General features: G+C 39.7%; 13 protein-coding genes and 1 pseudogene. 1 reads left to right on the top strand and 13 read right to left on the bottom strand.

Features of this window, described 5'->3' with window-relative positions; genetic code table 11:
• Nucleotides 1–13: 13 nt before the first annotated feature.
• Nucleotides 14–856, bottom strand: a complete 843-nt coding sequence (locus tag KJS58_RS15730; protein WP_213533753.1) for a hypothetical protein — start codon at nucleotides 854–856, stop codon at nucleotides 14–16.
• Nucleotides 857–1,226: 370 nt separating this feature from the next.
• On the opposite strand from KJS58_RS15730, the gene KJS58_RS15725 reads away from it, so the two are divergent.
• Complete coding sequence (locus KJS58_RS15725; RefSeq protein WP_213533751.1) at nucleotides 1,227–1,979, top strand: DeoR/GlpR family DNA-binding transcription regulator; 753 nt, start codon at nucleotides 1,227–1,229, stop codon at nucleotides 1,977–1,979.
• Nucleotides 1,980–2,059: 80 nt separating this feature from the next.
• Here the strand turns inward: KJS58_RS15725 and KJS58_RS15720 are convergent, their stop codons facing one another.
• The 12 genes and pseudogenes from KJS58_RS15720 to KJS58_RS15665 form a co-directional block, all read right to left on the bottom strand.
• The gene (locus KJS58_RS15720) at nucleotides 2,060–2,872 is read right to left on the bottom strand and encodes a transglutaminase-like domain-containing protein (protein ID WP_213533749.1); all 813 of its coding nucleotides are present in this window, start codon (nucleotides 2,870–2,872) and stop codon (nucleotides 2,060–2,062) included.
• 12 nt (nucleotides 2,873–2,884) lie between these two features.
• Nucleotides 2,885–3,235, bottom strand: a pseudogene (locus KJS58_RS15715) (VOC family protein).
• Nucleotides 3,236–3,346: 111 nt separating this feature from the next.
• Nucleotides 3,347–4,522: an alanyl-tRNA editing protein gene (locus KJS58_RS15710; RefSeq protein ID WP_213533747.1), complete on the bottom strand. Its 1,176-nt coding sequence runs from the start codon at nucleotides 4,520–4,522 to the stop codon at nucleotides 3,347–3,349.
• Nucleotides 4,523–4,648: 126 nt separating this feature from the next.
• Nucleotides 4,649–5,461 (bottom strand): DUF4367 domain-containing protein, encoded by an 813-nt coding sequence (locus KJS58_RS15705; RefSeq protein ID WP_213533745.1) that lies wholly within the window; start codon nucleotides 5,459–5,461, stop codon nucleotides 4,649–4,651.
• Complete coding sequence (locus KJS58_RS15700) at nucleotides 5,439–5,999, bottom strand: RNA polymerase sigma factor (RefSeq protein ID WP_213533743.1); 561 nt, start codon at nucleotides 5,997–5,999, stop codon at nucleotides 5,439–5,441. Before KJS58_RS15700 ends, KJS58_RS15705 begins: the two co-directional genes overlap by 23 nt.
• Nucleotides 6,000–6,631: 632 nt before the next feature.
• On the bottom strand, nucleotides 6,632–7,756 hold the full coding sequence (locus tag KJS58_RS15695; protein ID WP_213533741.1) for a nucleotidyltransferase domain-containing protein: 1,125 nt from the start codon (nucleotides 7,754–7,756) through the stop codon (nucleotides 6,632–6,634).
• A gap of 239 nt (nucleotides 7,757–7,995) precedes the next feature.
• Nucleotides 7,996–8,475: a macro domain-containing protein gene (locus KJS58_RS15690; protein ID WP_213533739.1), complete on the bottom strand. Its 480-nt coding sequence runs from the start codon at nucleotides 8,473–8,475 to the stop codon at nucleotides 7,996–7,998.
• Nucleotides 8,476–8,727: 252 nt separating this feature from the next.
• The gene (locus KJS58_RS15685) at nucleotides 8,728–9,753 is read right to left on the bottom strand and encodes a glycoside hydrolase family 53 protein (RefSeq protein ID WP_374705823.1); all 1,026 of its coding nucleotides are present in this window, start codon (nucleotides 9,751–9,753) and stop codon (nucleotides 8,728–8,730) included.
• Between the two features lie 275 nt (nucleotides 9,754–10,028).
• A complete protein-coding gene (locus tag KJS58_RS15680) occupies nucleotides 10,029–10,235 on the bottom strand; it encodes a hypothetical protein (protein ID WP_213533735.1) in 207 nt (68 codons plus the stop codon).
• An 85-nt stretch (nucleotides 10,236–10,320) separates the two neighbouring features.
• A complete protein-coding gene (locus KJS58_RS15675; protein WP_213533733.1) occupies nucleotides 10,321–10,998 on the bottom strand; it encodes an HAD family hydrolase in 678 nt (225 codons plus the stop codon).
• Between the two features lie 120 nt (nucleotides 10,999–11,118).
• Nucleotides 11,119–12,288: an MFS transporter gene (locus KJS58_RS15670; RefSeq protein ID WP_374705821.1), complete on the bottom strand. Its 1,170-nt coding sequence runs from the start codon at nucleotides 12,286–12,288 to the stop codon at nucleotides 11,119–11,121.
• Between the two features lie 124 nt (nucleotides 12,289–12,412).
• Nucleotides 12,413–13,453 carry an NAD(P)-dependent alcohol dehydrogenase gene (locus tag KJS58_RS15665; RefSeq protein ID WP_213533730.1) on the bottom strand — a complete coding sequence of 347 codons (1,041 nt, stop codon included), beginning with the start codon at nucleotides 13,451–13,453 and terminating at the stop codon, nucleotides 12,413–12,415.
• Between the last annotated feature and the right edge of the window lie 105 nt (nucleotides 13,454–13,558).

Here is a 13,558-nt window from a genome sequence, read left to right as displayed (position 1 = left end):
ATATTAGATATCATTATAATAAAACCTGAGTCATCAAATGAATGGCGTGATCCATTTTAACATCTATCATGGTCTGTTCCAGCTGATCCTTTAATAATACAGGGGTCTCACCAATCATCTTATGTCTCTCACCCGGTGTAATGAAGTAACGTGCCTCTGAATCTGTAATGAATCTTGCATGTTCACTATCTACGGTAAGAGCCGGTACTTGGTTGATCTCAACTTGGAAACCAGCATCTCGCAGTTCAGCAGCCATTAATCTCGATGTAGACAAAAGCTCTACTCCAGATCGGATGAGTACATCGAACTTTCTCTTTATATGCAGACTCTTCTCTTGAATCGACATGTAGGCCCCAGCTATCAACCGAGTATCAAACTGCCAAGCAGCAGACCTCGTCTTACTCCAGCTTGTTCCAGTACCAAGTACCTGCCGGCTCTCCTGCTCTATAATTTCGTAGGTCACGGTCCCTTCTTCTAATAAAAAAGAGTTTAGATCTTCATACTCAGATTGGCTCAGAATCCCTAACTTATCCATTATATCAATCAGTGAAGAGGAATCTTCATCTCTCCTTCCGTGCTTAGCACTCCACCGAATGATGATTGGGATCTCCAAATGTTCAAATATATCTAACACCATGCACAACATTTGACCTTCTTGTTTTAAGCTGTCAATCTGAGGGGATTCGCTATTATGAATCCGAACCCATGCTGCTGACTCTTTTTCATTCGAACTTTTTTCACTAGCAATCATGAATTGATTGCCCTTAGAAAACAAAGCGATGACCTTTCTTGTGTAATTTTCGATTTGTTCCTTGTTCCGTAAGTTTTGATTAGCAATGATTTGTGTATTCATCATCGTAATTCTCTCCCTTCCATTGGCAAAAATAAAAAACGCGCCGGACCTTTTGGTCCTGCGCGTTTTTACTTGCCGCAGGAAGGCCAAACGCGAAATGCGTTAGCCTTCCTCCGATTTTATCGAAGGCGTGCTAACGCTGATTAAAATGATAATAAGATTGTAATAATGGGAAGCAGTTCATAAGGCAATCTCCTTTTTATGTAACAAAGAACTGAATTGTTCCCGATTATATCTGATATAGATCAAAACTTCAATATTTATTTACGAAATCAACACTTATCAGTCTAATATCGGGCGATTTCTATACTTTTTCTTGATTTCAAATTATAATAATCATACAAATATTGCCTCGTTTCAGAAAGGAGTTCGTATGCTCGCAGCCGAAAGACGCCAGATGATCATCGATATTGCCAACAAGGATAAACGAGTACTCGTATCCGAACTTAGCCAAAAATTTCAAGTCACCGAAGAGACCATACGGCGAGATTTAGAGAAACTGGAGAAGGAAGGGGTGCTCACCCGGACCTATGGCGGAGCTATTATGAACCGACATTCCAATGAAGATCTCCCCTTCTACACGCGTCATGCTACCAATTTGCACATTAAACAAGATATTGCACAGAAAGCGCTTTCGTATATTCATAATGGTGACACATTAATGATGGATCCAAGTACAAGTTCTATCGAATTACTGAAAATACTAAATATGCGCCAAGGTCTAACCGTAATTACAAGTTCAATTATACTCCAAGAATTTGCTGCTTCAGGTCACCAGATTATTTCTACGGGAGGTACGCTAAGAGCCCCTTCTATGTCGTTAGTGGGAACCGTGGCGCATGAGACAGCCCGCAAATATCATGTAGACAAGTTTATTATGAGCTGTAAAGCCTTATCTCTTGATCACGGTATTATGGATTCTAACGAAGCAGAATGTGAGCTTAAACGGAAAATGATTCAACAAGCTGAACAAGTTATTCTTTTGGCTGATCATACTAAGTTTGATCGAACCGCTTTTGTTCATTTGTCTCATTTTGAAAACATTGATGTTGTCATTACGGACCAAGAGCCTTCGGATACATGGAAACAACTGTTTCAAGAACATGAGATTGAACTCATCTATTAACAACATACCTTGTAAAGACAGCGTAATGAGACAAGCCGAAGTCATGAGACTACGGCTTTTTCTTATTCTATTATATGATGTTATACTTCGGGAGCTCGCCAAAATACGGAGTTCTCTGATGTGACATGAACACTAGTTCGATATGGAGATTCGGCCCTGAGTTCAAGGGGATAATAATGTTCCGGTACTAAGGCACAGAACTCTTTCTTCGGGTTGGTACCTTCGTAATGAAATTGACTATCACATGGGCAAAGAAACCAAAACAGATTTTTGGTCATATAGCCTTTGTAGAAATCGCTCCATTCCTCATTCTTATTTGTGCTTTGAATTATGAGGGGGACATTCGACGCCATATGGTAACGGAATTCCTCTGGACTCATTAAGACTCCTTCAGAATCGGTAACATAAACACCCCATGAAGCGTCCATATACAACCATTTCCTGAGCTGATACGAATACACAGCAGTAACAACATGACTGTCCAGATCGTACGCATCATAAGGCCCACAGTGAATACGGCGCGCAGGAAAACCTAAACTGAGATAAACTTCAGTTAGTACCGTTGCAATTACGTAACAATTCACTTTCATAACTGCATGTTCCGTCATCTCTAACACAGCAAGGGCATGAACAAGTTTAGGTGGAGGTTCATTTCCATGTATCAATCTTTGATCCACCCATTTCATCAAATTGATAATCTGTGATACTTCATCCCCTGTACCCGCAACTTCGTTCAAATGGTATTGCTCGCGGAGCTTCCTAAGATGAGGATCATTTGGATGTTGATATGTAAATTCATAAGATGGAGATATTGACTGATCGGTAGCGGTAAAGTTAGTGTATTTCAGCAACATAGTGTAGTGCTCCGTGAATTCCTCCATATACCCAAACATGACCCACCTCCGCTACTCATTAATATTTTCAAAGAAACCTAACCGGTTCCCCCAAGGATCTGCAAAAGTAGCCCATTTAGCAGGTACCTCTTCTCTTGCGTATATTTCAAAATGATCCATATGAAGTTCACTCTTCAATCTGCTTCTTTCTTCTTCAATTGAAGTTACCCCGAACCGGATGGGGCCGCTTCCTTCAGAGGGAATACCTTCGGCTACTTAAAGCCAACAACTAGGTAAGACCTGCCATTCAGCAAAACCGTTGTGAGGAATAAAATCAGGTGTCCTTTGTAATAACGTTGTATACCAATGCAGCCCTTCTTCAAAATCCGAAACTCGAATTTGTATAGTCAGTTCAGAAATCAAGTTATCCCCTCCAAAAGTCTGGTATTCATCTAATTCGATAACATTTCGCTGTATCCTTTCACAAAAAAATAAGGACAAGCCCTGCTAGGCTCATCCTGTTCTTCTGCTTCTCTATTGTCCTTTAAGGGTCTGAGAGGAAAATTCATAAAATGCTTGAGCATCCTCCCAAGTTGAAAATCCTGCCTGAGCCAGTATCTCGCTGCCTCCGCCTTTTCCGTTATACGCTCCTAAGTGAGCTTTGAAAAATGCTCCGCAGGAATGACCTGCTTCCTTATTCTGTGACAAGACAACTTTATTCTCTGCCTTGGTTGCCAGCAATATCGCAGCATGACTGCGCGCGGAAAGTGTACTTGCTAGGCTTTGCAGGTCCTTAACTGTTTTATCTTCAAAGATTTCTGCAATGATATTTCCGTCTTGGTTATTTAGTAACTGCGCTGCAAGATACTCGTTATTTTGTTCTTTAAGCAGAGCAAGCTCCGCTTGCAGCTGTTTTTGCTCTTGCTCCCATTTCTCAATTCGGTGAAGAATCTCATCCTTCGCTGTTTTGAATCGGGAGGACAAAGCTCCGAGGATCTGCTGTGTTTCATTAAACTCTTCTAGCGCTCTATATCCACATTTAAAGTAAATACGAGTGTTCCCCTTCTGTTTTTCCATTTTGAGCAGCTTAATGATACCGATTTCGCCCGTTGACGAGACGTGTGTTCCACCGCATGCGTTGTATTCCACATCTTTGATTTCCACAATACGAATATCATCACTCACGGTAGGCTGCTTCACAAGGTTGATTGATTTCACTTCTGTCTCATCCACCCAATAAGAAAGAATCGGATGATTGAGATAAATGTGGCGGTTCGCCTCGCGCTCAATGTTCTCAAGTTGCTCCGCTTTTAGTTCAGCCGTTTCCACATCAATCGTGCAATAATCAACACCTAAATGAAAGCTTAGTGTCTTTATTTCATACAAGTCCAGACATACTGCCGAGAGTAAATGCTGTCCACTATGCTGCTGCATATGATCAAACCGCCGGTCCCAATCGATCTTACATGATACCGCACGATCCTCAGGAACACGCTCAAGCTTATGTAGGACACGATCTCCATGAGTTACGACATCTATTACTGGAATACCCTGAATGTAGCCTGTGTCACAGGGTTGTCCACCACCGTGCGGATAGAAAGCAGTCTTTTCTAAAACGACATCATAACCATCTTCTCTCTCGATTGTTTCAATTATATTTGTCTCCCACTCCGTCTGATAAGCAGAATCGTAGTACATCTTTTTAGTCATGGTATAATTCCTCTCCTATGTAATTCATGGTTTCATATTATAGTTGTTTGTGTATACAGTCAAAAAAACAAAAGCAAGCGCCAAAGCGCCTGCTCATCATCATTGAATTAAGATATGTCTATCACATTAAAGGTAGCTTTTAGCCAGCTGGATTAACTCTTCTTTTGTAACATTTCCCTGTAGTTCAATAGAGATCACCTGATGATGCGAATTTTTGTAATTAATTATCAATAAGTTTTCATTACCGGTTGTAGTATACATCGCCAGCGCATCATTAGCTATTTCGATATTTTCCCATGAGGCATCTTGGAAGGTGAGAGACATTGTCTTCTCATCCCTTATTGATTGTGTCATCGCTGGGTCCAAATTTTGCTTAACAACAATATCGTTTTGATCCAAGCGAAACACATCATATATCCCGCCTAACCACCATTCATACGCTGACTTTACTCGGTAGTTGGTATCATGCGTGAGTACGCCAAATGATTCAGATAAAATATAATTAGGATCTATCATTTTCGGTCTTAATGCAGTAAAATCCATTTGCTCTTCCGCTTCTTCTATGGATACGACCTTCCAAGTATCACTCATCTTAGCGAGGGCTTCGTCCAGCTCTGCTTTATAAGGCGCTCTACTGCCCACAGAGGCATTTGGAGTCGAACCTTCAATAGAACCATCAATCCTAACCTGAATCCCGTTCCAGTCTGTTGTAAAGAATGTCGCCGCACTGACGGATACCGTTGTGACGAATAGAAGTGCTGCCGCTGTAAGCCATACCGGATACTTCCGTATTTTTCTCCCTAAATCTTTAGTAAAATGGAATCTGTGAAAGCTGTACACCCGATCCATTACACGATCCTTCACATCCATATCAGGTAAGCTTGTACTTTGACTTTGCATGCACTTAATCAATTGATCAACTTTCTGTTCGTTGTTCATACTTCCAAGCCTCCCACTGGGTTCTATTCTTATTTAGTTTGTTCTTCAATCGTTCATATCTCTTTCTCCCGGCTGCCGGACTAATACCTAAGATCTGTGAAATTTCATCAAAAGGCTTATCTTCGATGACTCGCAGCGCTAACATTTCTTTCTCGCCCGGGCTTAATACTTTCATCCAGGGCAAATGAGGATCAAATTGCTCAGAAAAAATCTGTTCTGCACTTTTCTCAGATTCTTCATTACGAATCAAGGGCATGAGAAGCTGCCACATTTTCTTCCTTCGCAGTAAACTGCTGCAGTAATTCGATGCAATCTTATACAGCCATGACTTAAAGAGTGCTTCACTGTTATGTCGATAATTGCCTAAATTCCGGTAAGCTTTAAAAAATACCTCCTGCGTCGCATCTTCTGCCTCCTGCTGGTCACCAAGCATAAAATAACAGAAGGTAGAAATACTTCGCTGATGTTTCTGCACAATTTGCTCAAATAACTCCACATGACCCTGGAGAATCTGATCAATATGATCTTGTAATTCCAACGCCCCGTTCCCCCCTTTCGTCCACCCTTTTTTAACTGCTTATGATATATAACTATTGGTAGGGACTTAATGTGACATCGGTGTACGAAGCTTATATTGATGATCTGACAAATCGTTTTCAGTCGGTGATACTATGTATTTGAAAATTATAAGCTGTTGAAAAAACAGATGCCTTCGAAAATATTGATTTAAATAAAAATTTCCAAGATAATGGAGAAGTTGCAGAAAATATAGATAAATACTTAATAAGTTAATAAAGAAGGTGATATTATCATCAACATAAGAAAATGGGCAATTAATGTTTTGGTATTTTGGGGAATCTTCAAAATTTTATTTTTTATTATTAAAGATATAATATTCCAATATATCATATTCCCTGAACCACTTAACACCTTTTTACAAATAGCAAGTTTGGGTATCATCGTCTTATTAACATTTATATTCACAACGCTATTAGTTAAAGGTAACAATATAAACGAGATCTCTTAGAATCAAGGCAAAGACCCTACCAGCACTTCACCAGTAGGGTCTAATTTTATGTATCTTAATGCACTTCTTCAACAAAACAAAGCCCCGAAATATTCCTCTACACCTATAAGAATTTCTTCCTTACCACTTTTAAAGGATTGTTTTTACTTAGTTTGTGAGTCTCGAAGAAATGCGGCAAAGTGTTCATTATCATCGAATCGATTAATGATAACACCATTTGCTTGAAGATGATGTTCTAATAATGTGCTCAGGCGCTCTACAGCTGCTTGTAATACGGTTAAACGATTAACATCTAATAATGGAATCAGTTCAGGAAGTCCTGCTCTTATATATCCATCCATGTAGGCCGAATGTGAGGTCAGGTTCGTTGGCCAGCGCCCCTTTTCAGCGAAATATAAAAAACGAGCAGTTTCATCCTGCACATGAATGCTATTGAAGAAGGCAGTATCATAATCACCTTCTTCACAAGCTGTAATGATTTTATCTAACGCTCCTTTGAACTCTTCATAAAATCCTTTCAGTCGATCGGGGTATGAAGGAGAGCCCGGGTACTTCTCTTTTTCAGCTAAAATGATTTCAAGTGTTTCCTTTGTCAGCTGCTGACAAGCTTGTAAGATGTCTTCTCTTCGATCACTATGTAATATGATGTTCATGTCTTTCTCCAAGTTAGCTGGTTTAAGAGGAAAGCCCATGATTTGCTCTCTATTCTTACCGAAACCTTTGGTGAAGTACGTTTGATTTAAGAGTGCTAGACTTTCAAGTAAGTTCGTTAGGATAGCGTGAGCTTCAATCCGGTAAAAAGTGATCTGAGTGGGTAGACTTGCTGCCACTAACTTATATAAGTGTACATATACATTTTCCAATTCCGATTCTGCTTTTTCAATCCATTTCATACGATTCTCTGGTTTTTGAAAGTTCGATATAGTATCACGTAATTTCATGAAACGCTCTTTATCTTCCTCAGAACGAACATAGAGAAGTTTACTGTCTGCGATAATTGTCGTTTTTGTTTCATGAAAAGAAGCCATTCGTTCCGCACGTTCCCAGCTGATCGGCCAAAAATCAAAACTGATCTCGTCGACAATAAATTGGATACTGGCTTCATACCCCTTCATTGTCGCGGGAATGAAGAAGAAATCGAGGTCAGACCGGAATGTCGCCGTTCCCTGAGCGTAAGATCCATAATAAGCGATAATAGCGATGTCTTCAGCATAATGCATTCTTACATGCTCTATGATTTTATCAGAAACTTCAAACACGTTGGTCACCGTAACCGCTCCTTTCATTCGTTTATATTAGATGGATTTATTTTACCATTAATTCCCTATATGTAAGATGTAACAAATCGGTATATTGAAATAGTACCGTCACTTAGTCATTTCTCTGCTTTCATCTAATAGATATTAAAAACAACAAAAACCGTCAAAATGACGGCTTCATGAAGGAACATATGATGAAATAAGCTATATGTATGTATGACAGCTTGCTGAGGGCGTAAGTATGTAATTCACTCTTCTTCACTTTGATTTTCTAGATCAATAATAGAATATAAAGTGACCGGATAATCAGCGAACACCCGGTGAATTATATTAAGGATATCTTGGTACTCCGTACCCGTCCGATTGAAACTCATACGATAAGGTAAAGCGATAGAATATTGATGAGACTCAGCAAAGTGGCGAAGTTCCAATAATGCCTTTTCTAACGCTTTTTTATTACATGATTGCTTTTTACGTAATATACCTCTTTTATAATATTTCTGTCCAAAGAGATTCGCAATGAACTTTCCTTTGGTCTGAATAAATTGAACTTGTCCTAATAGTGAAATCTCACTATTGGTCAGTGTAATGTAGGAAGAATAAGCTTCTGGGTATTCTACTTTAATTTGTTTTGCAATACTGCCTCCCATGATTCCCTTACAATTCACCAGATGGCCAATGATATCCTCCGCAGCATAAGCAATATCGCCTCTTACAATCTCAACCAACCATGATTCCCCCTCTATGTCTAGTTAGTTCAGCCCTTCCCTCAAGCGATCTGGCCTATTATTGATATGCAGTCAGAGGAATAATCCCTTTGGCTAATTATAGCCTATGATTTATCATTATATCTATGTAATTCTTACACTTTATACGATCGATTGAGTGAAAGCCGGTTTAATTGTATGAAAACAAAAAGAACCGCGTCTAATGGCGGCTCTTTCTGTCTATTTTAACGATTTGAAAACATAAGTGTGCTATTAATTCAAGAATCCATCTAATGCGATGGTTGGTTTACCATCCGCTTGCCAAGCTCCTTTATTGTATCCCCCATTATATCCAGGTGTAGCTTGCGGTTCCCAATAGAATACGCCTAAACCTTTACCTCCAGAGATATTGCGGAATTCCGTTTTTATTTTGGTAATAAAATTTTTAGCCTCAGCGGGTTGATTGTAGTCCATTCCAATTTCGGACATGAGTACTTCTTTCCCATACTTTGAGACCATAAGTTTCGCATTTGTTACTGTCTTTGTTACTGCACTAGACCAGTCTGTGGAAGACGGGTACAAGGATAGACCAACAGCATCGAAAGTCGCTCCGTTTGCAACAAGTCCACCAATATTCCAATCAAGTACCGTTCCGTTATCACCATTCGCTATATGAACGATGGTCTTCGTACTGCTGCTAACCGATTTAACTGCGTTATTACCTGTATTCACAAGCCATGCGTAATTTTTCATGTTCACCGATGCTTTTCCGTCACCCCACAGCATTCCATCATTCGTCTCGTTACCGATCTGCACCCAATCTGGAGTAACTCCTTTGTTCTTCATCGTATTCATCACGTACACAGTATGAGTCCACACAGCATCCATTAGCTGCTCAAATGTATAATTACGCCATGCATAAGGTTTGTTCTGCTGTCCTGGATCTGCCCAAGAATCACTGTAATGCAGGGTAAGCATAACACTCATACCTAGTTTTTTTGCACGTAAGGCTAGTTCAGACGCTTTCTCTGCATTCATGTAACCGCTTGCGTAATCACTCATATTTGGGTTCACCCATACACGTAAACGAACAGAGTTCATTTGATAATCGTTCTTCAATATTTCCAGTACATCTCGAGTGACTCCGTTCTTGTCTTTCCATTTGTACCCTTGTGCTTCCATTCCTGCCACCCAGCTTATATCAGCTCCTTTAGCAAAACTAGGTGCAGCTTCAACAGGCGAGTTGCCTACCGAACCTAGCGTCAATAGCAGCATAGATACACTGAGTAAAACGGTCATTAATTTCCTCCCTAATCCTTTCTTGTTCAACATCATTCATCCTCCTATTCGGTGGACCTTATATCATCCACGCTTGGTTTCAAAAGTAATTGTAAGCGTTTTCTAAACTGTTTTCTAGGATGTTTTCTCAAGATTTTGAATCTTTTTACAACAAAAAACCTCAAATTTCGAGGTTTTTTGTCATGAGGAAAGTTATGATCTTTAAACTACAGCTGTATCACCATATGTATATCTTTGGGTTCTTTATCAAAAAAACTCCTGATCCAACTCCTCAGTTATGACGCTGCCAGTGCTCTCGAGACATACATCAAGTCCACCTGAAGTTGATCCTGGTTCTTCCCTCTAAACCGATGTGCAAGAACTCCGAATCCGATTAACCGTTCTCCATCAAAAGATCCGATTGCTGCTCCCGCTATGTAGCTCGAGTGAGTAACGTTGTTCGATCTCTTGAAGCAGTACCTTGTCCCAATTCGGACACTCATGATTGGCAGAAATCTCGATTAAATGATCACGGTCCATCTTTGACAGGTAATCATCAAGGTAATCCTCCCTTAGAGGTATACTCTACTAACCTTTTTGGCTGTGTACGATCTGATCTGCACTGAGAAGTTCAGCGAGTTCTTGAATGCTCTGTGCTAGATACGTAGGCTGAATATTAATAAGTTCCTCTCTGCTGCCAAACCCATAACCAACTGCAATTGAAGCAATTCCATGATGATGTGCTCCTATGATGTCATGTTTGCGGTCTCCAATCATGACGGTTTCTTCAGGATTCAGATTGAAATTCTCCAGTAGATAACCGATAATTTCCGCTTTGGCTGATCTTGTTCCATCAAGTTCACTACCGCAAACATATTCAAAGTACGAACTGAGTTCAAAGTGATCTATGATCTGCTGAGCAAAAACCTGCGGCTTCGAAGTAGCTACAAATAGACGATTGCTCGTATCCTTAGTAAGCAGCTCCAATAGCTCTTTTATTCCTGTATACACTTCGTTTTCGTAAAGACCCGTTACACTAAAATATTCCCGGTAATATTCAATCGCGGTATTCGTCTTCGCTTCATCAAAACCATAAAAGTCCTGGAAAGATACAGCTAACGGTGGACCAATAAATATCTCAAGTTCATCTAAACTTTCTACCGTTATTCCCATTTTGTTTAGAGCATAGCTAATTGATTTTGTAATTCCAATCTTCGGATCGGTAAGAGTCCCATCTAGATCAAATAATATATTCTTATAACCCATTCTTAATTCTCCTCTTCTCTTTGTTTTATGGTATAAGTTACGGTCTAAGAAAGAGCCCTGACCTCTATATTATTCTATGATAAAAGGACCTTGACCTTCTTGTCCGATTATTTCTCAAAATTAACCGAACCTTTTCATTTGTTTTATATTCAGATAGTTTCTGAGTAAGATAAACACTGATGTTAATATGAGCGATAATAATCCTACTAGCACGACGTATTGTGTACCCATTGCGGATATAAATATCCCGCCTACAGCTGCGCCAATTGTCGTTCCTATATTACAAGCTGATAAAAATAAACCGTTAGCGAAATCAGGAGCGTCTTCTGCTGCTGTTGTAACCACATATTGATTGATGTTAGCAGCTAGTCCCGCTAATATTCCCCAAATCAATGTAATAAGAGCCATTGGTAAGGTAAACTGTCCTGCGAAAAACAATATGATATAGGTAGCCCCCATCAGAAAAGGGAGAGCTACGATCGTTTTAACAGGTTTATCAATGAGTAATTTTCCAGCTAGGATGTTTCCTATAATATTAGCTGCACCATAAATAAATAACATGAGACTGGTTATATTAGATGATACATTTGTTACCGTTTGTAAAAATTCTGCTAGATAGCTATAAACACCAAATATAGCCGAATTAATTAAAATGACAATGATAATCGCAATCCATGTGTTGGAATGTTTTAATACATTTAACTGTTTACCATAAGAGATTCTCTCTGTAACAGGTATGGAGGGTACGAATAGTAATGTAGCTATGAGTACTGCAATATTAACAACCGCAAAGAACGCCATCGCCATCTGTAAGTTGGATATCCCAGCAATAAAGCTTACGATGGGTACACCGACAACCATGCCTGCTGATACACCAATAAAAACTTTTGCTACAGCTTTTGGAGCTTCTTCCTTACTGACTGAATCAGCAGCAACAGAAAAAGCCAGAGAACAGTACACCGGATGGCAAAGAGCAGGAATTATTCGGGCAATTAGCAAAATAACGAAGCTAGTTGTAAAGATAGATATAAGGTTTGCAATTACGAAAACACTAAGAACAAATACCATCACTTTTTTCCTATCAAACCTTGAAAACAGTAATGGCATAATTGGTCCGGATATGGCAACACCGATCGCAAAAATACTCACCAGCCATCCGGCCGCTGATACACTAACATTAAAGCGATCAGCGATCTCCGGTAAGATCCCAATTACCCCCATTTCAGTATTCAAGATGCCGAAAACGCCAATGGTTAAAATAAATACGAGTAATTTTTTATGATTTGCCAAAATATTAACCTCCAAAATCATCTATGAAGAAATCAACTTCATCCAGATATTACTCCTGACGTCTAGCATGACTAAAAAACAAGGCTATTTAGTCACGCTAGAAATTACTTTTTATTTTGTCAGCTCACATTGTACTGATGTCAATCACGAATCGATACTTCACATCGGAAGCTAAGACGCGTTCATAGGCTTCGTCAATTTGGTCGGCTGTAATTATTTCAATCTTGGGAACAATGTTATGTCTAGCACAGAAATCAAGCATCTCTTGGGTTTCACGAATTCCACCAATCATTGAACCAGCAAATGATCGACGATGGCCGATCAGCGACATCACATTAAGTGATAACGGCTCACCAGGAGCACCTACATTAACTAGAGTTCCGTCAAGAGTGAGCAGTGAAAAGTAAGCATCCATGTCTATTTTTGCACTGACCGTATTTATAATTAAGTCAAAATAACCGGAAAGTGTATTGAATGATTCTGGATCGCTACTCGAATAGTAGTGGTCAGCTCCAAATTGCAAGCCATCTTCCTTTTTATTTAATGTTTGTGACAGCACAGTAACTTCTGCACCCATGGCGTGTGCAATTTTCACGGCCATATGTCCAAGACCACCCATGCCAACTACTGCTACTTTCTTTCCTGGGCCGGCTCCCCAATGGTTTAATGGGGAAAAGGTCGTAATACCTGCACATAGTAAAGGTGCCGCAACGTCAAGTGCTATATTATCGGGTATCTTGAGTACGAAGCTTTCAGGTACGACGATATGAGTGGAATAGCCACCTTGCGTATATTGTCCGTACTTATCAACTGCAGCATAGGTGTCTATTTTTCCATTAAGGCAGTATTGTTCTTCTCCTTTACGGCAATTTTCACATTCACCACAGGAGTCAACCATACATCCTACCCCTACTCGATCTCCAACCTTGTATTTCGTAACACTGGGACCCACATCTGTGACAATACCCGCAATCTCATGACCAGGGACTAAAGGGTAATTCACAGGACCCCAATCACCATGGGCCGTATGGATGTCAGAATGACAGATGCCTGCAAACTTAATTTCAATCAGAACATCATGTGAATCAAGATCACGTCTTTTAATTTCAGCTTGCCGAAATGGTTTATCTGGACCATCGACAGCTCGAGCTTTAACAATTATCATAAGTAAAACCTCCTTGTAATTTATTCTAGCGTGTTTATTGCACATAGCAATTACCTATATCTTATATCAACATATGCTTTATAAGCATTTCATAAATGTATATAA

The sequence above is a fragment of the Paenibacillus sp. J45TS6 genome (assembly GCF_018403285.1).
Taxonomy (GTDB): domain Bacteria; phylum Bacillota; class Bacilli; order Paenibacillales; family Paenibacillaceae; genus Paenibacillus.
The sequence above is the reverse complement of the archived record's forward strand: the minus strand, read 5'-3'. Positions and strand labels throughout refer to the sequence as shown.

What these genes read in the sequence shown, in the direction of transcription:
- KJS58_RS15730 (WP_213533753.1), bottom strand. Translation starts at nt 856, where the DNA reads ATGATGAATACACAAATCATTGCTAATCAAAACTTACGGAACAAGGAA.
- KJS58_RS15725 (WP_213533751.1), top strand. Translation starts at nt 1,227, where the DNA reads ATGCTCGCAGCCGAAAGACGCCAGATGATCATCGATATTGCCAACAAG.
- KJS58_RS15720 (WP_213533749.1), bottom strand. Translation starts at nt 2,872, where the DNA reads ATGTTTGGGTATATGGAGGAATTCACGGAGCACTACACTATGTTGCTG.
- KJS58_RS15710 (WP_213533747.1), bottom strand. Translation starts at nt 4,522, where the DNA reads ATGACTAAAAAGATGTACTACGATTCTGCTTATCAGACGGAGTGGGAG.
- KJS58_RS15705 (WP_213533745.1), bottom strand. Translation starts at nt 5,461, where the DNA reads ATGAACAACGAACAGAAAGTTGATCAATTGATTAAGTGCATGCAAAGT.
- KJS58_RS15685 (WP_374705823.1), bottom strand. Translation starts at nt 9,753, where the DNA reads ATGACCGTTTTACTCAGTGTATCTATGCTGCTATTGACGCTAGGTTCG.
- KJS58_RS15680 (WP_213533735.1), bottom strand. Translation starts at nt 10,235, where the DNA reads ATGAGTGTCCGAATTGGGACAAGGTACTGCTTCAAGAGATCGAACAAC.
- KJS58_RS15675 (WP_213533733.1), bottom strand. Translation starts at nt 10,998, where the DNA reads ATGGGTTATAAGAATATATTATTTGATCTAGATGGGACTCTTACCGAT.
- KJS58_RS15665 (WP_213533730.1), bottom strand. Translation starts at nt 13,453, where the DNA reads ATGATAATTGTTAAAGCTCGAGCTGTCGATGGTCCAGATAAACCATTT.